Here is a 22,741-nt window from a genome sequence, read left to right on the forward strand (position 1 = left end):
GGCGCATCAGCAGTTGAAGGAGGAACTTGGACTTGATCACTTCGAAGGGCGATCATGGCAAGGTCTTCATCGCCACGCCCTGATGACAATGATTGCCTACGCCTTCCTGCAACATCGTCGCCTCGCACACGCGGGGCGGAAAAAAAAGAATCTACGGGCCTCCGCCTCAGCCAACCATGCCAGCCGTACGTCACGCCATCGTCGATCTCATCCTTCGGCCGCAGTCTCAGCATTGCCCATATTGCCGAAGGCAAATCCGTGAAAAACAGCGGCGAAAACACAATCTGCCAAAGTAGTGCTAGGCCGTGTATCCATAAACCCGGCGGCCTCGATATGGTGTCTACGTTCGCTTTGCTCCGAAACCGACGAAGTTCGGGCAGCCAGGGCGCCGATTGCTGCAACCTCGAACATCGTCATTGCTACTTGTCGCCGAGACCACATGTGCGTCGCGAGTCGCCGCGGCTCGAGTCTTTGAGCGGCTGCTTTGCTATTTCGGCAGCCGCTGGCGCAAGGCGAGATCATCCAAATCGGGGAATGACGATTTCGCCGCGCAACCACTGAGTACGGCTGCCAGCAGTTCGCATCGCTAAGCTCCTGATCAGACCCAGCTGTTCCTCACTCGGCGTATGTTTGCCGTGGGTTGAGAGCACACCCACCAGGGCACCGGAGCGGGTCATCAGCGGGGTCGACTGTACCGGCTCGTTCGGCGATGTCTCGAAAAAGCAGAAACCGGAGGTCCATTTGTGACGTCATCGAGAATGACGGGCTGCCGTTGAACAGCGCACGACCGCAAGCACACCCGTCCCTGATCGTCACACGACGAAAGCAGTCGAGAAACTCTTCGGAAAAGCCCTGCTGAGCCACGATCTCCAGATGGCCCGTCTTCCAGTCGATCAGTTGAATGTTGCCGAGCTCTTGGCCGTAATAACCAATGCCTCGCTCAAAGCCGATTCGAGGAGCGGCAGTTCCCCTTGCTTCCGTATCTTTACCCCATTCGATACAGCGGACAGATCCGATCGGGCAGGGCGACTACGTGCTCGTCGTAGAATTGGATATTTCGGTGAGCAAAAACGGACGATCTGTTCTGGCCGTCGCAGCAGGGTATCGCTTGCTGCAAAACCAGAACCGGATTGTTCGAGCGGGCGTGCGATTCGCTCCCTCGCTACCACGGGCCACGATTCCCCACGCCAAATTACGATCTTCTCCGATTTTGTGCACTTGATCGTGGCGGCGCTCCCAGGCGTCGACTCGGCCGATGGCGAAATCGGCCGACCAGCGGTATCCCAATCGGATACACTCGGCTTATCGGCGAGGTATCTCGACAAGCCGCGGTAGCACGATTATCAACTGCTACTGGCGAACGGCGGCCCGAGGATCGAACGTGACCAAATCGACTGCGCGCAAACGCTTATCCGCGACAACCTCTTCGCGCGCAACGGCAGTAGAGGCACCGAAGCGCCCTCGGCCGAACGGCAGCGTCACCGAGGCGACCTATCGAAAGCTCCTGGATCTGATTGAATCGCGGCAACTTGGACCGGGCGAGGTCATCGAGGAGCGCCGGCTTGCGCTGCGCCTCAAGGTGTCGCGTACTCCGCTACGTGCCGGAATCAGCCGTCTGCTGGGCGAGGGCAGGTTGGAACAGCTTTCGAATGGCTCGGTCATCGTGCGCAATATCGGTATCGCCGAGTTGCTTGAATTAATTCATCTACGACTCATTCTCGAAAGCGAGGCGGCCTCGCTTGCTGCAACCCGTATCAGCCTCGATATCCTGCAGCCGATCAAGGCCAGCCTGGAGAAGATCCTGTCCACAGCCGTGATCACCAAGACCAAGCACTGGACGCTGGATGACGAGATTCACGACCAGATCGCCAATCATTGCGGCAACCGCTCTCTTGCCACCCTCATCAGAGAGACCCGCCGCAAGATCAGGATGTGCAATGTGGAGCGGCGTCCCGAACGGCTGTTGCCCGCGTGTCGTGAACACCTCGCGATTGTTGATGCCATCATCAAGCGAGACGCAGCGGTGGCGCGCCACGCGATGATCCAGCATCTCACCAATGTCCGTCAGGGCATGCTGGAAACATTCGGGATATTTTTACCCGAGAGCCACGGCTGACCGCCGTCACTGAAAGTTTTCCCGAACGGCACCAGGCCTGTTCGGGGCGCGCCGCATTCTGCCTGAATTTTCACTTCCGATTGCTGTTCATGTGGGCAGAAGGTCACGGCTCGCGCCCTTGACAAGGTGGTACCTCCGAGCTCCAATGGTATCCCACTGGTATAATGAACTTCGCGCGGTGCTATTTGCATCGTTTCCTGGGCTGGAGCCTTAATGATCGCTTCTCCTTCGTACACAGTTTCGCTCGAGCCGCTGTCCGCCGAAGCCTTCGCTCCCTTCGGCGACGTGGTCTCGCGCCCGACTGGTGAGCGGCGGCGTTACCTTCCGACCATGCTGAACTGTGCGGACGAGGCGCAATCATTCTCGCTCTGGATTAGCGGCGCGGCCGCACTCGGAGAGCTCCCGTTGCGGGCGACCACGCTGGAGCGGCACCCCTATTCGGCCCAGACCTTCGTGCCGCTCGGTTCCGCGCGCTATCTCGCCGTCGTCTGCGCTGCGACATCGGACGGAGACCCTGATCTGCCGACTCTGCGCGGATTCATCGCCGGTCCCGACCAGATCGTCACCTACGCGCGCAATGTGTGGCATCATCCCATGACCGTGCTTGACGCCCCCATGGAATTCGCGGTGGCGATGGGGGTGACGGGCCAGCAGAACGATGACGTTTTCTTCGGTCTCGATGCCACCGTGACCCTCGTTATGCCGCCGCAGCTTCGTAGAAGGTAACGGTCATGACCGCGCAAGCCGACCAGAATCGCGATTTTATCGGCTATGGACGCAACCCGCCGGATCCGAAATGGCCCGGCGGCGCTCGCATCGCGCTCAACATCTGCGTCAATTACGAAGAAGGATCGGAGGCTTCGTTTGCCGATGGCGACGGCGTCACCGAGGCGGCGCTGACGGAGGGCGGCGGGGGAGGCTTTGAAGGGCGCGATCTCGCTGCGGAATCGATGTTCGAGTATGGCAGCCGCGTCGGTTTCTGGCGGCTGATCCGGTTACTCTCAGAGCGCGGCATGACGGCCACCGTCATGGGTTGCGCCCTCGCGCTGGAGCGCAACCCGGAAGCGGCCGCGGCCATCGGCGAGCTTGGATACGATGTCTGCGCCCATGGCTGGCGCTGGGAGCGGCACCAACGTCTTGGCGAGGATGAGGAGCGCGAGCGGATCAGAAAGACGATTGCGAGCCTTACGCGGACGACGGGCGAGCGGCCTCTCGGCTGGTATTGCCGCTACGGCGCCGGCGTGAACACACGCCGACTGGTGGTCGAGGAGGGAGGCTTCCTCTATGATTCCGACGCCTACAATGACGAGTTGCCGTACTGGACAACGGTCGGCGGCAAGCCGCACCTGGTCGTCCCCTATGGTCTGGTCAACAACGATGCCAAGTTCATCCGTGGCGCGATGACGACCGCTGACGATTTCTTCGTCTACCTGAGGGATGCCTTCGACATGCTCCATGCTGAGGGCGCGACCGCGCCGAAGATGATGTCGGTAGGCCTCCACACCCGGATCGTCGGTCATCCGGGACGCGCCGCGGGCCTCGCGCGCTTTCTTGACCACGTCGCCACGCATGACGCGGTGTGGGTGTGCCGACGCGTCGACATTGCCCGGCATTGGATTGCCACTCATCCCGCACAACCCCGAAAGTCTTGACCCATGGAAGGACCCGACCGATGACGCTCCGATCGAAGCTTCTTGCAATCGCGCTGATCATGGCCGGCGCCCAGGTCGCGTGCGGGATTCAGGCTCATGCCCAGGAGGCGGATCACCCCTCCGACAAGCCACTGGTTGTCGCGTCCGATTTCGGTGTCGCACCCTGGATGGTGCGAGGCGCGAGCGGTCCCGAAGGCTTCGGCGTGGATCTGATCAACGAGATCGGTAAGGCACTCGGCCGCCCCAAGGTCGAGATCGTGGATATTAACTTCTCCGGACTATTTGCGGCATTGTTTGCCAAGCGGGTCGAATTCCTGGTCAACCCGCTGAACCTGACAGCCGAGCGCTCCGAGCGGATGCTCTATACCGAGCCGCTATTCACCACCGGAAACGGCTTTCTGGTTCGCGCCGCCGACGAGATGAAGGGCTTTGACGACCTGAAGGGCAAGGCGGTGGCGGTGAACCGCGGCACCATCTCGGACACCTGGGCAACGGCGAATGCCGAGAAGTACGGATTCGAGGTGCAGCGTTACGACACCTTTCCGGATAGCGTGCAGGCCGTGCTGACCCGGCGCGCGTTCACTGCGCTGAACGAAATCCCCACAACCGTGTATGCCGCCAGCCAGAACAAGGCGATCAAGGTCGGTTACAAGGACTTCAACGGGCGCAACTTCGCTTATGCGTTCCGCCTGGAGGACACCGAGTATCGCAACAAGGTCGAGGACGTGATCGAATGCATGAAACTCGACGGGCGGCTGCGCAAGCTGCACGAGAAGTGGTACGGGGCCACTCCAGATGCCGGCTCGGCAATCGAGACGGTGTATTTCGGCTACGGGCCTCCCGGCTTCAAGGGCTTCGAGCCGGCCGCCCATGTTCCGGCCTGCAAGAAGTAGCGGGGCACCACAGCCGGATCGCAAGAGCGGTCCGGCCGCCACGATAGTGACAGCCGATGGACCGCATTCTCGAGTACTATTTTAATCCGAAGGTCATCGCACTCGCGTTTCCGAACGTGCTGGCGGGCTTTCGCGTGACGGTCGCCGTCGCGCTGCTGATTATCCTGTTCGGCATCGCGACGGGGCTGCTGCTGGCGCTGCTGCGTTGTGCCAATTTGCGGCTGTTGAATGCGTTGATCGTCGTTTACGTGGACGTTCTGCGGACGCTGCCGCAACTCGTCATCATCGTGTTCATCTATTTCGGCCTGCCTTATGTGGGCCTCACCCTCTCGCCGTTCGTGACCACGGTGCTGTCGCTGGCGATGGTGCTGTCGGCGTTCAGCACCGAGATATTCTGGTCGGCCATCATGGCGGTCCCCCGTGGACAGTGGGATGCCGCGAGCGCTCTCGGGTTTGGCCGGGTGCGCACGTTGCTGGAGATCATCCTGCCTCAGGCCGTCCGGCTGTCGGTGCCGCTTCTGACCAACCGGGCGATCTCGATCAGCAAGGGCACCGCACTGGGCACTGCGGTGTCGTTGCCGGAGACGCTGGGGCAGGCGCAGAGCGTAACTGCGATAGTCGCGAATCCCTCGCCACTGACGCTCGCCGCCGCCTTCTACGTGCTGTTCTTTCTGCCGCTCGTGGTCGCCAGCCGCTGGATCGAGCGGCGATCAGCGCAGGGACGATGAGAGAGGGCCATGCAAGCGCTGCTGGACAATTTTGCCGATATCGACGCGCTGATGCGGGTCTATCCGCTGCTGCTGCAGGGCCTGCTTTACACCATCGCGCTGGCGCTGGTGGCGCTGCCGCTCGGCCTCCTGCTGGGCCTGTCTATCGCTGTGGCCTACAGCTTCCATCATCGCTGGCTGAATGTCGCCCTACTGGTCCATATCGATGTCTTCCGGGCGTTTCCGGTGGTCGTGCTGCTGATCCTGGTGTTCTACGGCCTGCCGTTCCTCGGGTTGACTCTGGGCGGATTTGCTGCCGCCGTTCTCGCGATCGTGCTCAACAATTCCGGCTACTATGGCGAGATATTTCGCGCGGGCATCGAGTCCGTGCCTCGCGGCCAGTACGAGGCGGCGCGCGCGCTGGGCTTCAAGCCGCTGCATGTCGTGCTCTACATCGTCCTGCCGCAGGCCGTACGCAATGTGCTGGCGCCGCTGGCCAGCAATTCATTGGAGCTGGTCAAGACCACCTCGATCGGTGCGTTGGTCGCACTGCCTGAGCTTCTGCGCTCGGCGCGTGTCGCTCAGGAGCAGACCTACAATCCGACGCCGCTGATGGCGGCTGCGGTGATCTTCTTGGTCCTGCTGTATCCGATCGCGCGTTGGGTCGCGCGTCTGGAGCGGCAGGCCCTTGTGGCACGCTAAGTCATGGCCACGCTGATCACGGGTGGTGCAGGATTCATCGGACTTGCGCTGGCGGAACGTTTGCTGGCGGCAGGCCAGCGCGTCGTGCTGTTCGACCTGCCGGCGGCTCCGCCGCTGTGGCTGGCGCGGCCCGAGCTTGCGGGCGCGGTCTATGTCAGCGGCGATGTTACGGACAAAACCGATCTCGACGCGGCGCTCGCCGCCGCGCCGATCGACCGGGTGGTTCACGCGGCTGCGGTGACACCGAACGAGCAGCGCGAACGCAAGGACGCTCGGCGGATCGTCGAGATCAATATCGGCGGTACCGTCAACTTGATGGAGCGCGCGATCGCGCATGGCGGAATTCGACGTATCGTTGTGGTGAGTTCTGTTGCCGTCTACGGGTTCTCTGCACCTGCCCCCTCAGGCTGTTTTGAGGAGGAGATCAGTCATCCGGCGCCCGCCGCGCTCTACGGCATCAGCAAGCTTGCGGCGGAACAGGCGGCGATCAGGATCGCTCATCTCCACGGCCGTGACACGCGGATCGTCCGGCTCGGCCCCGTCTATGGTCCCTGGGAATGGTCGACCGAGGTGCGCGATGCGCTCAGCCCGCATCACCAGGTCCTGCAGGCACTCAAATCTGGTCGCGAGGCGGTGCTGCCGCGCGCGATGCGTGCCGATTGGATCTATTCGCGAGATGCCGCCGCCGGTATCGCGGCAGTCGCCATGAATGAGGCCCTGCGCCATGCAGTCTATCACGTCGGTGGCGGTTGCCTGTCCGACCTGCAGGACTGGTGCCGCGCGCTGGCAAGCCGCTTTCCGGATTTCCGTTGGCGCTGCGCCGAACCGGGCGAGGCTGCCGGCATCATCTACAATCTGCCTGTTGATCGCGCGCCGATGAGCATTGTGCGTCTCGCGCGCGACACCGGGTTCAACCCGGCCTATCCCGTGGACGCTGCGGCTGCGGATTATCTGTCCTGGATGGGTCTCGATTGCGCTGCATCATCGGGAGGCACGTCATGACGGGGCGGTTACTCGGCAAGTCCATCGTGATCACCGGCGCCTCGTCCGGAATTGGGCGTGCCATCGCGTGCCGGTTTGCGGCCGAAGGCGCGCGGCTGGTTCTCGCCGATGTCACCACCGATGTTCGCGAGGGCGGCGTGCCGACCATCGATCGGCTGCGGGCGGACGGCTACGAGGCGGAATTCATTCGCACCGACGTCTCCTCCGAGACCGACACAGGTCAGGCGGTCGCGCTCGCCGTGGAGAAGTTTGGGCGGCTCGACGGTCTCGTCAACAATGCGGCCATCGGCATCGGCAAGCCATTGCTCGAGACCAGCCTTGCGGAGTGGAACCGGACGTTTGCGGTTAATCTCACCGGCGTCTTCCTGATGAGCAAGGCAGCGGTTGCGACGATGCTGAGGCAGGACGCACACAACGGCGTACGCGGACGGATGGTCAATATCTCGTCCCAGCACGGCATGATCGCCTGCCCGGAGGACGTTGCCTACGGCACTTCGAAGTCCGGCGTGGTCTACATCACCCGGCAGATCGCGGCGGACTATGCGAAGCATCATATTGTCTGCAATGCCGTTGCGCCTGGGAAAATCGTGACCGGCAAGCCGGGGCGTGCGGCGGAGCCGCGCTGGATGGACTATTCCAGCAGCCGGACGCCGATGCCGCGCCTGGGCGTGCCCGACGACGTGGCAAACACGGCGCTGTTTCTGGCTTCCGACGAGGCCACCTTCATTACCGGAGAGAACATTCTCGTCGACGGCGGCTGGATGGCCGCATGACAGGCACGGAGACATCGATGACCCCCGATACTGAAACCGCAGCCCCCGTAATCGATCTGCGGGGTGTCAGCAAATGGTACGGCGCGACCCAGGTGTTGAAGGGGATCGATTTTTCCGTGGCACGGGGCGAGCGCGTGGTGGTGTGTGGTCCCTCCGGCTCCGGCAAGTCGACCATGATCCGCTGCATCAATCGGCTGGAGGAGCATCGGGACGGAAGGATTATCGTGAATGGGGTGGAGCTTGACCACTCCACCAAGAACGTTGACCTGGTCCGCCGCGATGTCGGGATGGTGTTTCAGCAGTTCAACCTGTTTCCGCATCTGACTGTGCTGCAGAACCTGATGATTGCGCCGGTCAAGATCCGCAAGATCCCCAAGCCGGAAGCCGAAGCAACGGCGAGGCAGTTTCTGGCGCGGGTGCGGATCGCCGAGCATGCGGACAAATATCCGAGCCAGCTGTCCGGCGGACAGCAGCAGCGCGTCGCGATTGCGCGAGCACTTTGCATGAAGCCGAAGATCATGCTGTTCGACGAACCGACGTCAGCGCTGGATCCGGAGATGGTCCAGGAGGTGCTCGACGTCATGGTTTCGCTCGCGCGTGAGGGAATGACCATGGTATGCGTGACGCACGAGATGGGATTTGCCCGCACCGTTGCGGACCGGGTGGTGTTCATGGACGCCGGGCTCATTGTCGAAGAGGGATTGCCTCAGGAGTTCTTCTCGAATCCCAAGCACCAGCGCACGCGCGCATTCCTGAAGCAGATTATGCACTAGTCACAAGGTGGGAAGAAGCGCGATGGCTGCTGCTGTCCTACCATGGAAACAGCTTCTTCCTTCGACTCAAGCTTCGTGGCTCTGCGTATGTCACTAAGGGCGAAGAGCTAAGTTCCGCTAAGCGTCATGCGAAAGATTGGATGCAGGTCTGGCGGATGTGGGGAAAGGCGGAAGCGCTCCGGGCGATATGATTCTCGAAACCTCTCGTCACGAGCGCCACTGTGGGAGGCGATCAATTTGGCCCTCAACTGCCAATTGGGCCGGCGACCAGCCGCTTATGAAATGCACCCGTTTCTTTTCAATGCCGAGGTTGTGGCCGAATTCGTTGCAAGCCACCGGGCCAAGAAGCCCCAACCCCCACCGGAAATCGTTATCGAGCTCTATCTGAAAGAGGACGATGGGCTTGCCGATCTTCAAGGCTCCATCAATAGCATGATGGTGGACCAGCCAGGCATCAGCCGCTCCATTCGGCTCGACGAAAATTTTGAGGAGTATCGCGAATACATCGCCGATCCCGACGCCCAACGCCGAATATGACGCTCGCAGGTGATCGCTGTCACGGGCGCACTCGCGTGCGATAGCTCGTTGCTCGGAGCCTTCGCGCGCGCGACGCCGACGCTGATCGTCGTCTTTCTCGGACGCGCCGCGCTTCCGCCCTTCGAACTTTCTCCCGGAGCCGCTGCAATTGAGCGAGCAGGCTAACGAGCTCGATTGTTGTGTGACGCAGAACTGCCAGGCTGCAAACCCCACTACTCACTACAAACACCCCCAAACAGGCCCTTGTCGAATCCGTGACGGGAAGCTCGGATTTGTGATGACGTGCCAATGAGGTCTAAGCGATGGGTGCTCGGGCCGTCCGTTCGCTTTACGACGATACGCGGAAATAATTTCGCGCATTATCTTGCTGCGTCGCAACAAGATGCGTGCATCGGAAAATGAGAATTTGGGCGCCTCTCTGAAACAGACTCGTCATTTGGCTCAGCACGAGGGAGCCGCTCCAAGAATCTCCGCCGTCCGGACAATTGGCTCTTCGACCCAGGCCTCGCGGGCGAACCAGTTGTGATTGGCCTGACAGATCGGACAACGAGTATTGCCGAAGAACACGATGCTCCGCAGGAAAGTCTCGCGATCGGATTTGATGCCGGTGGGAATCGCGCGACCGGTTTGCGGACACTTGACCATGACCATGCCCATACGAGCCTCCCTGAAACACGTATCTGTCGAGTAAAAGGGCCGGTCGGCTGGAGCGCGCTCTCGTCGGTGCGGGTGACTTGGGGGGCATCGCACCTGGGGTCGTTGTTCGAGCAAAGGGCAGCTTGCTCGTGACGACGCTTCTCCAACCGACCGGATTCCTGCTTGGCGATTTCTTGGGATGCCGCCGGCTTCGTGCGGCAACGCTGAATGGTGCTGCGACCTCAACCGAAAGCTTCTGGAAGGCCCCTGACAATTGTCGTGTGGAAATGCCTGAGACTTCGTGCGGAATGGTCCGCTCGCGACGAAACCATTTTCTTCCTCTCGACGGACGGATCGGCCAATCGCATCACTCGTTTCACTCCCCACTGCGTAATTCGTTAATATTCTCTGTTTGCATTTAATGTGCAAATTAAAATTTGCTCTGTCGGTCCGATTTGCGACTCTCGGCAGATTTATTTTTTTGCGCGGCGCGATGCATTGCTGAAACCATCAGTGCCTCTCCCTTAGGCTTCAGCAGCCCTATCCTCGATGGCGGTTCTGTGCGTGCTGCGGTTTGTGTGTATGGAATGGTCGCGCGAGGTTCAAATATGAAACAAATTTTGATTGTAAGCTAAATATATAAATCTCGTTGTTAATTGCTGCCGATCACGTAAGCTAAACTCGTCCAAGTTTCTTCGGCTGGAGGAGACGATGTGGGAATTAATTCTTAACGGGCACGACCTCACCTCGGAGACACCGCAATTGGCTCAGATGCGCGCAGAGTTGGTAAGCATTGGCGAGAAGGAGCGCATTCTGAGAGAGCGGAGTGCCGATCGCGAAGCTTATCGGTACCTCTTGGACGCTCATCGGTTGATCGCGAAAGCGAGCCTTCTTGGAGAGCAGGTGTTGAAGATTTCTCCGCAAGAAAGGGGCAAGGACGGTCAGCTTGCGGCATGACCGACTGGATTGTCATTTCGAAAGTGCAGGCGAAGGCCGTCCGTTTGTCGGGTGCCGCCAAAACAGCGCATCCCGGACGCTGTCGCCGCCTCGCCGGTGCAGGGCGAGGCAGATTTGTTCACATTGGTTGAAGTCGTGCTGGAAAGATCGTCGGCAGAGATGGTGTTGAGACCGGCCCCGGATGCAGTGTTTGCGCTGCTCGACGGTCGATCAATGCTGTTCAGCGAGGCAGGGCAGAAGATCTTTGAACTCGACCGGGTAGGGGCATTCATTTGGTGTAAGTTGGCGCAAGGCGCCTCTCTGCAAGACGTCTATCAGGGACTTGCGGAGCTCGGCATTGACGAGCACACGGCACGCCGGTTCACGCGACAGGTCGTAAATGTCTGGATCGATCGAGCGTTGCTCGAAGTCGATTGGCGAATGCCGACCGATTTCGCCTTCTCGGCTAATCTAGGTCGGCACAGAATAAGCGTCCGAGCGGCAAATCGGGACCTCTTGAGGCGGCTGCTTTCGCCATTTTGTGTGTCGGACCAGGGCGGGGACGGCGACATCGCGATCGAGGCAATGATGCTGGACGAGCAGGTGCTCTTGCGCAGAGAGGATTCCAGCATCTCCAGATGTGACGTCGAAGCACTGGCTCCTACAATCAAAGCTCACGTCACCGAGCGGCTTATTCGAAGCAATCGTTGGGTCTTCTCCCTTCATGCCGCTTCCCTCGTGAAAGACGGCATGGGCCTGCTGTTGTGCGGTCAACCGGGAGCCGGAAAGTCGACCCTCACACTGCAGCTGGTGGACGCCGGATTTCGCTACGCCGGCGATGACGTTGCGCTGGTCGGCGCTGACGGAACGATCTGCGGAATCCCGTTTGCGATCACCCTAAAGGAAGGATCGTGGGGCTTGCTCTCGCGACTACATGGCGACCGGTACGACGCGACGCATTGCCGCTCCGACGGCGTTCGGGTGCGGTACCTACCCATCGCGGATGCGCAGGACCAATGCGTTTCCGCAGGCTGGATCATCTTCTTGAACCGGGTCGCGGGCGGTCCGGCCGAACTGACTGCGATAGATCAGTTGGATTCGATGAAGCGGCTCATCGAGAACGCATTTGCTGCTGACGGAAGACTGTCGCAGACCGGTTTTTTCGCTCTAAAGCGGATTGTTGCGGGCGCGCGATCCCTTCAACTCACCTACTGCGAGGCCGTGGAGGCTCGGCGCTTGCTCATGGAATTGTGCAATGGCAAGGCATAGCGGCGCGCTCACGAGCCTCTGCAATTGCTTGCGAGGCATGCCGCCCGCCGATGTAGAGTGGACGTCCGTCATCGGGCTCGCAAATCAGACCCTGACGACGCCGGCGCTCATCGACTTTGTCGACAAGTTCGCGTCGGTGCTGCCTCAGGACGTCTGCACATATATTCGCCATATCCACCGCCGAAACGTGCTGCGCAACGATCGGTTGCTCGCTCAACTGGAAGAGGCCGTCGTCGCGATGAACGGCCTGGGAATTACGCCGATCATGCTCAAGGGGGCATCGACACTGGCGACCGCGCCCGAAGAGCGGCGAGGCGTTCGGCTGATGTCCGATCTGGATATTATGGTCATGCCGGACGAAGCCGCAACGGCAATCGCCGCTCTCTCTGCAATTGGCTACCATATCGAGTATCAAACCCCGCCCGAAAGCCAGAGATGGCACGTCGAGTTGAATCGGTTGCAGGACGTCGGGACCATCGACCTGCAGCAGGCAGCTCCAGGTCCCGCGTACCTCTACCGGAGCTTCGGGCATGCGCTGAACCATTGCGTCCCAGCGGCGCTGGGACGGGGACGCGTGTATGTCCCTACGCCCGCCTACCGGGCGCTCATGCTGATCATCCATGACCAATTTCAAGACTATGGTTACTGGCTCGGCGACCTCGACCTGCGGCACCTGATCGAATTACGCGATCTAAACAATTCCGCCGGGGGCCTCGATTGGATGGAGCTTACCTCACTTGTCCCGGGCGAATTGATGAGGAACGCGGTCGAAACCCAGCTGCTCGCTCTTGCTGAGCTGCTTGGCGTCGAGATTCCGCGAGCGCTGCGCTCCCGACTGATTCCCCGGCTGCAGTTCATGCGACAGTTGATGCAAGCACGCTTTCCGGCCACGCGCCTGCCCTTCCTCGCAATGACGGCGCTGGATCTCGGAAACTATCGAAAAGCGGCAAGTGGCGCCCAGCAAGCTGCCGCGCGTCCGCGTGGACTATGGTCCTTGCCGAGAGCGGGTACCGTGCAGTTCCTGTTGAGGGCGGCCGTGGCGGTGCGCGCAGGGAAGGTCTAAACCACAAGCGCTTTCGGTCGGCGCGGCGGATTTCCCAGGCCGACGTCTTCAATCCGCCGCGTGCGGAGCCAGCTGGTAGCTCCCGATCCGTCGAGCCGAACGATCTCGCGCCTGCCGGCATTTGCAGCGGGGGCCATCAATGCTCGTGACCGCCGGCATTCCGGTTGGACGCTTCGCCGTTCTCGCGAATCCTGAACTCCTCCAGGGTGTGTCCTGATTGGAGCGCGGCGACCAGCCAGCGTGGCTGCTTGCCGCGCCCAGACCAGGTCTCGGTCGGTTTGAGGGGGTTGAAGTATTTCGGCACGACCTTCGGGTATTTGCGCCGGGGCGGCTGGCTCGGGCCCGTCCCCGTCGCCTCGCCCTCCGGCCCACCGAATTGATCCGGTTGATTGAGTTGCGCGAGGCGCTTTTCCAGCTCCCGCTTCTCGGCCGTGATCTTTTCAGCAAGAATCTTTGTTAGCTCCTCGTGGAGGAGCCATAGTTCTTCAAAATCCATGGCTTCGAGATCCTGCCTGTGCATAGCATTCTCGTCACCGTTGGACCGACGCCCTCCCTGCTTGTCTCTCACCCCGAATATGGCTTTTCGAGCGGCGAATAACAGACGGGACCAAGGCTGGTCTTTCAAATTGACGCGATAATAAATAAATAATATATTATTTAATATATATTGCGAGGATTATTTTCATCGATTTACCGAAGGCGAGAAAATCTTGCTGCAGGTTCGAAAAGAAACATCGGACATTATCGACTGCCCGCTGGTGCGTCTTCAGGCGGCGATCGGTCGGTTTGTCGCTCCCTCGGCGGCATCGACCGACATCCAGGCTTTGAAGCTGCAAATCCAGCTGCGACGGCTCGCTCTGAGGGACATCGCAGTCATAAGCTCGCGGTTGCAGCGGGCTGACGGCCGCATTTCGCGGGGATTATCAGCGAAGAAAGGCGGTCTTGCGCGCCGGTCATGCTCGCCGGGGGCGCGGCGCGGCAGACGGCTATCAGGCCTCGTTCAATGAGCCGTGGTTCGTTTGAAAAGGGGCCTCCGTGCCCGTAGGACGCGTGTTGTTACTTTGGCCGCTATTAAATTGAGCGGGATAATCCCTTTTTCAGTCTTGATTGGAACCGGCGACGCAGTTATGTGGAGCACCGAACTGCTGTTCGGTTCCACATATTTTTTGGGGGACTGACCCAGTCGGGTTCTTGATTACCCGGCCGGGACAATATTAAATGGGCGCAACTACAGGATGCTAGCATGTCCACCAAGAAGCTCGAACTAGAAGCGATGTCCATTGATGATCTATGGTCGCTTCATGAGGAAATTAGCGGCATTTTGTCGGATCGGATCAAGGCGGAAAAGGAGGAACTGGAGAAGCGTCTGGCGGTTCTCGGCGGCGGGATGGCCGTGTTAGCCGAAGCAAACGGGCAGGGCGTCTCTCCGACCGGCAAACCGAGGCGCAAATATCCGCGCGTACTGCCGAAATATCGTAACCCGCAGACTTCCGAAACCTGGTCGGGACGTGGCAAGCGCCCACGTTGGTTGGTGGCCGCGATGAAATCCGGCCGTCGGATCGAGGAGTTTCGTATCGGAGAAGCGGCTCCGAAGCTTCGGCAGCGGGCGTGAGAACGAGCTGCGCCTGCGGACTGGCGCAGCTCGGCGCTTCGCGCGGAGATCGAGGCTAGTAGGCGTTGCGCCCCCGCAATACTTCCATGGGGGTTCGCAACAGGATTGCGAGATCCAGCTGAAGACTCCAATTGTCGATGTACCAGAGATCGTACTGTACACGTGCCTCGATCATGGGCGCGGTGGGCGTTGCGCCGCGGCAGCCGTGGACCTGGGCCCATCCCGTCAGCCCCGGCCTGACCTTGCGGCGAAAGGCGTAGTTTCGCACGAGCTTGTCAAACTGTCCGTCGTGGGCCAGGGCGTGGGGACGCGGGCCCACCAGTGACATACTGCCCTCGAGAACATTGAGCAGTTGCGGCAGTTCATCGAAGCTCGTCCGACGCAGCCATTTGCCCACGCGGGTGACGCGTCGGTCGAGAGGAGTGGCCTGAGCGATCACGTTGCCGTCCTCGAGCACATGCATGGTCCGGAATTTGCGGATCAAGAATGTCCGGCCGTTGAAGCCACAGCGCTGCTGTCGGAAGAATACGGGGCCGGGAGAATCCAGCTTGATTGCGACTGCAGCCAGCACAAGCAGCGGTGCAGATATCGCCAGCGCGAGCCCCGCGCCGACAACATCAATGATCCGCTTGGCCGCGCATTCGAGGGAGCTTAGGGGACCGCGCTGTAGTTCAACGCAAACGGCGCTTCCAAGGCTCCGAGTCGGATGTCGAAGCAGTTCGGATGTCGTGCCGACGGGCACGAACACGATCGGGAACGGCAATACCCGGAGATCGGCGACCAGCGCCCGGAGCTCGGGCCATCGCTCGGGACTGGCCTCGACCACCACCTGGTCGAGCGGAGCGTTGCGAATATAGTCGATCACGCGAGAAGTGAGCCGCTTTCGACCGGCAGGCCCGAAGCCGATCGGCGGCAGGCTGAATCGTCCCTTGACGCAATATCCGTGCATAGCCAGGGCCTCCGGCAGCCCGGCGTTCTTCGAAAGCGGTTGGTCGCTGATTAGAACGATATTGGTGCTAGCGAATTTTCTTTCGCTCAGACCCCTTATCAGCAGCGACCTGATCCCCCATCGCTCGGCCACAAGTAACGCCAGGCCGACGATGGCAAAGAGTGGGCCTGCTTCCTGAGATGCGCCCGGGCGAATTGCAAAGCCGTACGCAGCCCAAATCAAGAGCAACAGTGACGCCCAGGTCACGCAGACGGCACGAACCTGGTTCTTGAGCACGAAGAGCTCAATCGGGCGATAAAGGCCTTGAGCCTTCAGCACAGACGCCAGACAAGCTGCGCTCACCAGTGCCAAGCCAAATGCGTTGCCGTGGTCTCCCCCGGTCTGCCCGTTCTGGAGCCGGTACAGCAGCGTGGAGACGATGCTGGCAAACAGAATCGTCGCGATATCGGCACAGAGCGCAACGTGTTCGATCCGGTCATAACGCAGGGGCCATTTATGCCGGGATGCTGACGGCTCGAGACTGACACGAGCCGCATCATTCTGATCGGGGAGGTGTCGGTTCACGAAGTTCATGGCGAGGCACTCGGGATTAGTATTTAATCTATTATTAATTTATTGAATGTATCAAGCGAAAATAACGCTATTTAAATATCGGTATCCAGCTGCCGCATATGCTCGGTCGCCTGTCCAGCGAGCGGAATACGTCGGAAGTTACCGCGCTGTCCCGCGGCCGGGTGGTCTGTTGGGCGGAGGGAGTTCCGTTCCGGGCGAAGGAGCCTTGCGCATGCTCTGAAGAGCGGCTGAATCCCACTCCGAAATCAGATTGTCCACCAGGCCCTTCCCGTCTGCCGACGCCGATCGATAGGCGGCAATAAGAGCGGGGCGGAGACTGGGTTGTTTGGTCAGGGCAATCCTGACGTCACGCTGCACCAGTTCACGCAGTTCGGGCTCGCTTGCGACCGAGATCTCGCCGAGAGCGACAGTCAGCCGTAGCGGAAGTAAGGCCAAATCGTTTGGTGCTGTGTAGTACGACAGCTTCAGCAAGGCCGCGACGTCATAGTCGGCCGATCTTTGCTCCCTCGATAGCGCCGCGAGCATGAGCCAAAGATCGCCTCGTAGCGGCGAATACTGCAGTGCCCGTGCCAATACCATCGGCGCGGCCGGACCGCCTCCGATCTCCGGCCGTGACGCTGCCGCTTCATTGGCGGTGGGCTGCGACGCAGGAGCCAGCCTCCCCGCACGCAAATCGCCGTCGCCGCGGGGCGAGCTCGGAAGCGGCGCCCTTAGAAGGGCTTCGCGTGCCGCTTCAACCGGGAAACGGCCCGGATACGACGGCTGGGCGAGCAGCCTGACTGTTTGCGCGATCAGAACCACTGCGATGAAGCCCAATCCAATACGCATCGCTGCATTGGCAATCCCGTATGTGCGTGTTGGCGCACATGTCGGACGGGGATTATCCGGCTCACTTACGAGCCGCGTCGATTGCGACGGCAAGGCCGCAGTCGCTGCATCGCTTTGGCTTTGAGCGACCGCCAGTCCGAACATCGCGGCAGCCAACAGCGATGCGCCGAACTGGAGAATACCGTCCTCGACCAAGGCCAGCAGGGCCAGCGCAGCCGCAGCGCCGGACCCAATGGCCGCGTAGACGTAGTCACGCCTTCGCCGCAAGGAACATCTGAGCAAAGCCGCGGCGCCGAGCACCGCAAGCATCAACAGGACATAGAGAAAGGGGCGGCCCATTTCGATTGCGATGGCAGCGGCAGCCGTCGGGCGCTCTCGCGACAACGGCGCGCCGATATCGCGATGGATCGGCAGCAGTGCCGCGTACGTTCCGGCGCCGGACCCCGCCTGGCCGGCATCTTGCAACATCCGTTCAGTCGCCGCCAGGTTGTGTGCTGATAGGGCGATCGTGAGATCGGTATTCTGCCTCACCGGCAGCAGGGTGAACGCCGCCAGAAAGAGAATTGCAGCCGTGGCGAGCACGCTCGCCATTCCCCAAATCCCATAGAACCAGTTCTGGATCGCGAACGCGGCGAGAACGATTCCCACTCCGAGCAGTGCAGCTATGGCAGTTCTCGTCCCGTCTCCCCTGGCAAGGATCGCCGACAGGCAGAGAAGCGCTGCCAGGAGCGCGAACGATAGGGTGGTCGCCAGCCGAAACGAGAACTGCTTGGCCCGGCGGCGCTCCTCGAAGGCACGGGCCAGCATCGCTGCAGACAGCACCAGACCCAGCACTGCCGGTACTGCGCCGGTTACGGCCAGCACCGGAGCATCGCCGGGCGAGAGACCGTCCGATCCTACCGCCTGCCGCACGAGCAAGCACGCACTGACGATCGCCGTGACCGAGACCAACATGGCGAGGAGTTGCCACGCACGCTCTTTGTCCAGCGCGACGACGGTCGCGATGAGCGCGAGGGCGACAGTAGTACCGTAATGCAGGAATGCCTGCACGGTTGCGCCGATGTCCACCGTGAGCCGTCCGGCAAGGGGGACATTCAATGCGGCCGATGCGGTTTCCCATATCGGATTGCCGAGGCCGTGGACAGGAATTGGAGCGAGCTGGAGGGTCATGTAGATCGCCGGTGCAACGAGAACGACGAGGAGAAGGGGGCGTAACCGTCGTACCAGGCGCGCGATTGTGGAAGACGAGGTGAAAACTGCGGTTGCCAGCACCGCGATCGCGAGAACAGCGGAGCATAGAGCTCGCGCTTGCGGGATCTCGGGCATTGCAAAAGCCACGGCGACGGACACCAGGAGTGCCGCCATCAGGAACCTGACGAGCATGCGACGCACCTCGCGGGCTTGGCGTTTCTCCGAATGTTCAGGTCGGTAGGCTCTTCAGCGCACAAGTCGCGATGATGCACGGCGACAGGTCGCTCAGGAGCTCGAGAGACCATAGCGGACATAGTGACTGTCATCGTAATAATCGCTTCGGTGGGCGTCGTATCGGTTCATCGCCTTGATGTCGGTCTTGTTCAAGACTGCGCCGATCAGCGAGTCCGAGATCGTCGGGGCGGTGTGCAGTGCATGCTGTACGACGTCGATCTTCGTGCGTCCCCACTCGACGACGAGAACGTAGCAATCGATCAGAGGAGCCGTGACCCGTACGTCGACAAGCGGACTCAGCGGCGGAAGATCGACAATGACATAGTCATAGCTTTGCCGCAGGCGATCAAAGAGCTTGCATATCGCGCCGTCGGACAGAAGCTCGCTTGAATGAAGCACGGGCCCGCGCTGAACGGCCGGAAGAACGGCGAGAGCCGTCCTCGGATCCCGCCATACCACGTCCTCGAGTGAGCGATCACCGTTCATGACTTCGATGATGCCATCCACGGCCTTGGGGACGAGACGGGCCGAGAGCGACGGATTCCGGAGATCGCAGTCGACTATGATCACCTTCTTCCCGCTGTGTCCGATAAGTTGCGCCACGGAAGCGGAAATCGTGGTCTTGCCCTCGTTTGGCAGGGCAGAAGTCACGCCAATCACCTGGTTCGGCGTCTTTGCCGGGCTATGGTCGATCGCAATCTTGATCGCCCGGATGGCCTCAGTGTACCGAGAGAGAGGCATGCCCACGACGGCGCGATGAATGTCCGGAGCGGTCGGAAGTATTCGTTGATTCGAGTCTTCCTGCGGCTGTTGAAGCCGAGCCGCCGGCCTCTGCTGCCTGGGCAAACTCAGGATCGGCACGAGAGACAGGCACGGCAGTTCGAGCGCAGCCTCGAGTTGGGAGGACGTGCGGAAAACGCGGTCCATTACGTCTCGCACGAAGCCGAGGAGCAATCCGAGCGCGAGCCCCCCCAGAAGTCCGAAGGTCAGCACGACCTTCGCTTTCGGTTTGCTCTTGGTTTGAGCGGCAGAAGCGGGGAAAATGATACGGGTTTCCGAGATCGGGAAGGTTTCTTGCTGCGTCGAGCCCATGTACTGCTGAAGGAAGGTGTCGTAGAGGCCCCGCAGGCTCTTTGCCCGGCTTTCCAAATCCCTTATCGTCAGCTCTGCCGAGTTCGTGAGACGAGATTGCGAGACCGCAGCCGACAGTTGTTGTTCGATTTCCTGCTGTCGTTGCTTCGCAAGTTGGACTTCGCTTCGGCTGACTTCCGCAAGTCTCCTGACCTCCTCGAGCATCGAGTTGCGAAACTCACGCATCCTGTTCCGGACGTTGACGACTGCTAGGTGGTCGCGGCCGACGCGGGCCGACAGTTCGGCCTCACGCCTGGCGAGTTCGAGATACTGTTGGCGCAGCGAGGTGATAATTTGACTGCTCATCGCGTCAGGGCCGATGGCATCCAGGGTGCCGATCGAGGACAGTTTTGTCGGATCGGAGTTAAGGACGTGTTCGTAACCAGCTAGTTTGGCCGCGGCCTCCGAGCTCTGCGCGCGGGCGGCGACGAGCCGGGTGTTCAGCTCTGTTATCTGCTGCTCGTCGATCGGCTTTCCCCCCGGTGAGACAATGTTGTTCTGGGACTTATATGCACCGACGGCACGTTCCGCGGTCAGTGCCTCCTCGCCAAGATTTCGTAGGCGCTCCTGCAGCCAGCTTGTTGCGGTCCGACTGGCTTCAAATTTTGCGGCTAGCTGATCGTTGATATAGGCTTTTGCAGTTGCGTTCGCGATTTCCGCCGCTAGCGCCGGATCGCTCGAGGTGAAGTTGAGTTCAATGACGCGGCTATAGCCAACCCGACCTGCAGACAGGCGATCCAGAAAGCTAGCAATCGTGGCTTCCGATGGCTGGTCTGACGGAGCCGATTGTGGATCTTCGGACGTATCTGCTCCGAATCTGCGGAGCCAGCGCGGTAACCAAGACTGCAACGGCCGGGATGCTCGGAAATCCGGATGATCGGTCAGTTTCAGCTGGTTGATCACGGCCACGGCGGTCGCCTGTGACTTGATGATCTGCAGTTGCGTCTCGATCTGGGTATTATCGACGACCGGTTCTGACAGAAATGATTGTTTCTGGAGAAATTGTGCCCTGGGATTTTCGAACAGGACCTGAACTTGCGCCGTGTAGCTTGGAGAGACCAGCCGCAGGTATAGGAGGCTCGCCGCAGTTGCGAGCGCAGCGCTGACAATGATCACCAGGTATTGGCGCCGGACGAAGACGAGAGCCAATTTGATGAGTTCACCAATAGCCGCCCCGTCCTGGCGATCCGAGTGAATCTGGATGGCGGGGGGAAGATGTGCTCCGTCGGTCTTGAGCGGATTGGTCTGAAGCATCGGACAATTCTCTCAGCTGTCGACAATCGCACGAGCGGGATGCTGCCGCGCGTGCCCTGAATTAGGCGGCACATTTAAAGTCAATATATCTTGTAAATCTCATATTGCAAATTAAATAGAATTAGAGGTTAATTGGTGGGGTGATTAAACGGTCGCAGCAAAGACGAGCGCCGATTAAATTCGACATTGCTTAACAAGCAGAGTGGAACCGGGGGGCTACGCCCGGTTAAGGAATGTCGAGAGTTCGGCGATAGCGCTGCGTTGTCGGAGCGTGCGGTCATGCTAGAAGTGCGAAGTTTGGCGATTCCGGATGTGAAGCTGGTCCGATCGAAGCGTGTTTCCGATTCGCGGGGTTATTTCTGCGAGACATTCCGCCGCTCTGCTTTTGCCGAAAACGGAATTTCTCACGATTTTGTCCAGGACAATCAGTCGTGTTCCGAACGGGTCGGGACGGTTCGCGGGTTGCACTTCCAGCGGCCTCCCTTCTCGCAGGCCAAGCTCGTTCGGGTGTTAAGGGGGGCGATCCTCGATGTGGTACTCGATCTTCGGCGCGGGTCGCCGACGTTCGGCAAGCACGTCTCCGTCAAGCTGGATAGCGAGAGCGACGAGCAGTTGCTCGTTCCAAAAGGGTTCGCGCACGGCTTCTGTACGCTCGAGCCTCAAACCACGGTTTTCTATAAGGTCGATGAGGTCTACTCGCCGGACCACGACGGCGGCGTCTATTGGGCGGATCCCGACTTGGGAATCGAGTGGCCGGTGAAGACCTCAGAGGCCCAACTTTCCCCGAAAGATCGCGCGCTTCCCGAATTCGGCCAGCTTGCTTCCATGTTTGAATAGAGGACGTGTCATGCGTGTCCTGGTGACGGGTGGAGCAGGATTTATCGGATCTGCGGTCTGTCGCCAATTGGTCTTGCTAGCTGGGGCCTCGGTCGTCAATGTCGACAAGTTGACCTACGCGGCTAATTTGGCCTCATTGGCATCCATCGATGGCACCAGCCGCTATCGATTTGAGCAGCACGACATCTGCGATCAGGAAGCGGTCACTCGTCTGTTCCATGAATGGGAGCCGAGCGCGGTCATCCACTTGGCAGCGGAGAGCCATGTCGATCGATCGATTACCGGCTCGGCAACGTTCATCACTACCAACATTGTCGGCACTTATACTCTACTGGAGGCAGCTAGGCGGTATTTCGACGGGCTTTCGAGCCAGAGGCAGCGACAGTTCCGGTTCATTCACGTCTCGACGGACGAGGTCTACGGTTCATTGGGACCGGTCGACTGCTTCCGGGAAGATACCCCCTATCGGCCCAGTTCACCCTATTCCGCGAGCAAAGCCGCCTCGGACCACCTCGCGTTGGCCTGGTACAAGACCTATGGCTTGCCGGTGATTGTGTCGAACTGTTCGAACAATTACGGGCCATTCCAATTCCCGGAAAAGCTCATTCCGCTGACGATTCTCAACGCGCTCGAGTACAGGTCCTTGCCTGTCTATGGCGACGGAAGCAACGTGCGCGATTGGCTTCATGTCGAGGACCACGCAGCAGGCCTGATCAAGCTGCTGTTCGAGGGCAGGGCCGGAGAGAAATATAACTTCGGCGGCGACAGCGAACGCTCAAACCTGGAAGTCGTCACTCAGATCTGCGACGCGCTTGATCGATTGCGTCCAGGGCCGGCAGTGAGGCGATCGCTGATTTCGTTCGTGCCGGACCGTCCGGGACACGACGCACGTTATGCGATCGATGCGTCCAAAGCTCGCAGCGAGCTGGGATGGCGGCCGACCCGAAGCTTCGAACAAGGCCTCGCAGAGACTGTGGAATGGTATCTGGCCAGCGGCGCCTGGTGGGCGCGGGCTCGCAATATGGTCTACGACGGCTCGCGTCTCGGCCTTCCAGCCACCCAACACTGAGGCA

21 protein-coding genes and 1 pseudogene are annotated in these 22,741 nt (G+C 60.3%); 17 read left to right on the forward strand and 5 right to left on the reverse strand.

The window, feature by feature from the left end; translation table 11 throughout:
• The 11 genes and pseudogenes from EAV90_RS27755 to EAV90_RS27805 all read left to right on the forward strand — a co-directional run.
• Positions 1-262, forward strand: a pseudogene (locus tag EAV90_RS27755) (IS701 family transposase); the annotation flags it as partial.
• A 1,119-nt stretch (positions 263-1,381) separates the two neighbouring features.
• Positions 1,382-2,116, forward strand: a complete 735-nt coding sequence (locus tag EAV90_RS27760; RefSeq protein WP_208738546.1) for a GntR family transcriptional regulator — start codon at positions 1,382-1,384, stop codon at positions 2,114-2,116.
• Between the two features lie 213 nt (positions 2,117-2,329).
• Entirely contained in the window at positions 2,330-2,842 is a 513-nt protein-coding gene (locus tag EAV90_RS27765; protein WP_129145287.1) for an ureidoglycolate lyase, read from the forward strand.
• A gap of 5 nt (positions 2,843-2,847) precedes the next feature.
• Positions 2,848-3,768, forward strand: coding sequence for an allantoinase PuuE (locus EAV90_RS27770; RefSeq protein ID WP_129145288.1), 921 nt, complete (start codon positions 2,848-2,850; stop codon positions 3,766-3,768).
• 59 nt (positions 3,769-3,827) lie between these two features.
• On the forward strand, positions 3,828-4,661 hold the full coding sequence (locus EAV90_RS27775; protein ID WP_164937131.1) for a substrate-binding periplasmic protein: 834 nt from the start codon (positions 3,828-3,830) through the stop codon (positions 4,659-4,661).
• A gap of 56 nt (positions 4,662-4,717) precedes the next feature.
• Positions 4,718-5,389, forward strand: a complete 672-nt coding sequence (locus EAV90_RS27780; RefSeq protein ID WP_129145290.1) for an amino acid ABC transporter permease — start codon at positions 4,718-4,720, stop codon at positions 5,387-5,389.
• A gap of 9 nt (positions 5,390-5,398) precedes the next feature.
• On the forward strand, positions 5,399-6,070 hold the full coding sequence (locus tag EAV90_RS27785) for an amino acid ABC transporter permease (protein ID WP_129145291.1): 672 nt from the start codon (positions 5,399-5,401) through the stop codon (positions 6,068-6,070).
• 3 nt (positions 6,071-6,073) lie between these two features.
• Positions 6,074-7,072 (forward strand): NAD-dependent epimerase/dehydratase family protein, encoded by a 999-nt coding sequence (locus tag EAV90_RS27790; protein WP_129145292.1) that lies wholly within the window; start codon positions 6,074-6,076, stop codon positions 7,070-7,072.
• Positions 7,069-7,845 carry an SDR family NAD(P)-dependent oxidoreductase gene (locus EAV90_RS27795; protein ID WP_129145293.1) on the forward strand — a complete coding sequence of 259 codons (777 nt, stop codon included), beginning with the start codon at positions 7,069-7,071 and terminating at the stop codon, positions 7,843-7,845. Before EAV90_RS27790 ends, EAV90_RS27795 begins: the two co-directional genes overlap by 4 nt.
• Positions 7,846-7,862: 17 nt before the next feature.
• A complete protein-coding gene (locus EAV90_RS27800) occupies positions 7,863-8,618 on the forward strand; it encodes an amino acid ABC transporter ATP-binding protein (protein ID WP_129145294.1) in 756 nt (251 codons plus the stop codon).
• Between the two features lie 237 nt (positions 8,619-8,855).
• Positions 8,856-9,155 (forward strand): hypothetical protein, encoded by a 300-nt coding sequence (locus EAV90_RS27805; RefSeq protein WP_129145295.1) that lies wholly within the window; start codon positions 8,856-8,858, stop codon positions 9,153-9,155.
• Between the two features lie 441 nt (positions 9,156-9,596).
• On the opposite strand, the gene EAV90_RS27810 is transcribed toward EAV90_RS27805, so the two are convergent.
• The gene (locus tag EAV90_RS27810; RefSeq protein ID WP_122402096.1) at positions 9,597-9,812 is read right to left on the reverse strand and encodes a hypothetical protein; all 216 of its coding nucleotides are present in this window, start codon (positions 9,810-9,812) and stop codon (positions 9,597-9,599) included.
• 690 nt (positions 9,813-10,502) lie between these two features.
• Here EAV90_RS27810 and EAV90_RS27815 point away from each other — a divergent pair.
• Genes EAV90_RS27815 through EAV90_RS27825 form a run of 3 tightly spaced genes read left to right on the forward strand, consistent with a single transcriptional unit; the run spans position 10,503 to position 13,059 of the window.
• Positions 10,503-10,748, forward strand: coding sequence for a hypothetical protein (locus tag EAV90_RS27815; protein ID WP_129145296.1), 246 nt, complete (start codon positions 10,503-10,505; stop codon positions 10,746-10,748).
• A gap of 51 nt (positions 10,749-10,799) precedes the next feature.
• The gene (locus EAV90_RS27820; RefSeq protein WP_245509627.1) at positions 10,800-11,996 is read left to right on the forward strand and encodes a PqqD family peptide modification chaperone; all 1,197 of its coding nucleotides are present in this window, start codon (positions 10,800-10,802) and stop codon (positions 11,994-11,996) included.
• Entirely contained in the window at positions 11,983-13,059 is a 1,077-nt protein-coding gene (locus EAV90_RS27825; protein WP_245509628.1) for a nucleotidyltransferase family protein, read from the forward strand. The genes EAV90_RS27820 and EAV90_RS27825 overlap by 14 nt, the downstream gene beginning before the upstream one ends.
• 136 nt (positions 13,060-13,195) lie before the next feature.
• On the opposite strand, the gene EAV90_RS27830 is transcribed toward EAV90_RS27825, so the two are convergent.
• Positions 13,196-13,579, reverse strand: a complete 384-nt coding sequence (locus EAV90_RS27830) for an H-NS histone family protein (protein ID WP_129145297.1) — start codon at positions 13,577-13,579, stop codon at positions 13,196-13,198.
• A 723-nt stretch (positions 13,580-14,302) separates the two neighbouring features.
• Between EAV90_RS27830 and EAV90_RS27835 the strand changes: the two genes are divergently transcribed.
• The gene (locus EAV90_RS27835; RefSeq protein WP_129145298.1) at positions 14,303-14,671 is read left to right on the forward strand and encodes an H-NS histone family protein; all 369 of its coding nucleotides are present in this window, start codon (positions 14,303-14,305) and stop codon (positions 14,669-14,671) included.
• A 55-nt stretch (positions 14,672-14,726) separates the two neighbouring features.
• Here the strand turns inward: EAV90_RS27835 and EAV90_RS27840 are convergent, their stop codons facing one another.
• From EAV90_RS27840 to EAV90_RS27850, 3 genes are all read right to left on the reverse strand, one after another.
• Positions 14,727-16,193, reverse strand: a complete 1,467-nt coding sequence (locus EAV90_RS27840) for an exopolysaccharide biosynthesis polyprenyl glycosylphosphotransferase (RefSeq protein WP_129145299.1) — start codon at positions 16,191-16,193, stop codon at positions 14,727-14,729.
• Between the two features lie 138 nt (positions 16,194-16,331).
• Positions 16,332-18,404 carry a hypothetical protein gene (locus tag EAV90_RS27845; RefSeq protein WP_129145300.1) on the reverse strand — a complete coding sequence of 691 codons (2,073 nt, stop codon included), beginning with the start codon at positions 18,402-18,404 and terminating at the stop codon, positions 16,332-16,334.
• A gap of 93 nt (positions 18,405-18,497) precedes the next feature.
• A complete protein-coding gene (locus tag EAV90_RS27850) occupies positions 18,498-20,831 on the reverse strand; it encodes an AAA family ATPase (RefSeq protein ID WP_129145301.1) in 2,334 nt (777 codons plus the stop codon).
• Between the two features lie 279 nt (positions 20,832-21,110).
• Here EAV90_RS27850 and rfbC point away from each other — a divergent pair, with 279 nt between their 5' ends.
• Positions 21,111-21,668: a dTDP-4-dehydrorhamnose 3,5-epimerase gene (rfbC, locus tag EAV90_RS27855; RefSeq protein ID WP_129145302.1), complete on the forward strand. Its 558-nt coding sequence runs from the start codon at positions 21,111-21,113 to the stop codon at positions 21,666-21,668.
• A 10-nt stretch (positions 21,669-21,678) separates the two neighbouring features.
• Positions 21,679-22,737 (forward strand): dTDP-glucose 4,6-dehydratase, encoded by a 1,059-nt coding sequence (rfbB, locus tag EAV90_RS27860; protein ID WP_129145303.1) that lies wholly within the window; start codon positions 21,679-21,681, stop codon positions 22,735-22,737.
• Positions 22,738-22,741: the final 4 nt, after the last annotated feature.

Source organism: Bradyrhizobium vignae, assembly GCF_004114425.1.
Classification (GTDB): domain Bacteria; phylum Pseudomonadota; class Alphaproteobacteria; order Rhizobiales; family Xanthobacteraceae; genus Bradyrhizobium; species Bradyrhizobium vignae.

Coding starts and splice junctions, on each gene's coding strand:
- EAV90_RS27765 (WP_129145287.1), top strand. CDS start 2,330: ATGATCGCTTCTCCTTCGTACACAGTTTCGCTCGAGCCGCTGTCCGCC.
- EAV90_RS27770 (WP_129145288.1), top strand. CDS start 2,848: ATGACCGCGCAAGCCGACCAGAATCGCGATTTTATCGGCTATGGACGC.
- EAV90_RS27775 (WP_164937131.1), top strand. CDS start 3,828: ATGGCCGGCGCCCAGGTCGCGTGCGGGATTCAGGCTCATGCCCAGGAG.
- EAV90_RS27780 (WP_129145290.1), top strand. CDS start 4,718: ATGGACCGCATTCTCGAGTACTATTTTAATCCGAAGGTCATCGCACTC.
- EAV90_RS27785 (WP_129145291.1), top strand. CDS start 5,399: ATGCAAGCGCTGCTGGACAATTTTGCCGATATCGACGCGCTGATGCGG.
- EAV90_RS27790 (WP_129145292.1), top strand. CDS start 6,074: ATGGCCACGCTGATCACGGGTGGTGCAGGATTCATCGGACTTGCGCTG.
- EAV90_RS27795 (WP_129145293.1), top strand. CDS start 7,069: ATGACGGGGCGGTTACTCGGCAAGTCCATCGTGATCACCGGCGCCTCG.
- EAV90_RS27800 (WP_129145294.1), top strand. CDS start 7,863: ATGACCCCCGATACTGAAACCGCAGCCCCCGTAATCGATCTGCGGGGT.
- EAV90_RS27810 (WP_122402096.1), bottom strand. CDS start 9,812: ATGGGCATGGTCATGGTCAAGTGTCCGCAAACCGGTCGCGCGATTCCC.
- EAV90_RS27815 (WP_129145296.1), top strand. CDS start 10,503: ATGTGGGAATTAATTCTTAACGGGCACGACCTCACCTCGGAGACACCG.
- EAV90_RS27825 (WP_245509628.1), top strand. CDS start 11,983: ATGGCAAGGCATAGCGGCGCGCTCACGAGCCTCTGCAATTGCTTGCGA.
- EAV90_RS27830 (WP_129145297.1), bottom strand. CDS start 13,579: ATGCACAGGCAGGATCTCGAAGCCATGGATTTTGAAGAACTATGGCTC.
- EAV90_RS27835 (WP_129145298.1), top strand. CDS start 14,303: ATGTCCACCAAGAAGCTCGAACTAGAAGCGATGTCCATTGATGATCTA.
- EAV90_RS27840 (WP_129145299.1), bottom strand. CDS start 16,193: ATGAACTTCGTGAACCGACACCTCCCCGATCAGAATGATGCGGCTCGT.
- EAV90_RS27845 (WP_129145300.1), bottom strand. CDS start 18,404: ATGCTCGTCAGGTTCCTGATGGCGGCACTCCTGGTGTCCGTCGCCGTG.
- EAV90_RS27850 (WP_129145301.1), bottom strand. CDS start 20,831: ATGCTTCAGACCAATCCGCTCAAGACCGACGGAGCACATCTTCCCCCC.
- rfbC (WP_129145302.1), top strand. CDS start 21,111: ATGCTAGAAGTGCGAAGTTTGGCGATTCCGGATGTGAAGCTGGTCCGA.
- rfbB (WP_129145303.1), top strand. CDS start 21,679: ATGCGTGTCCTGGTGACGGGTGGAGCAGGATTTATCGGATCTGCGGTC.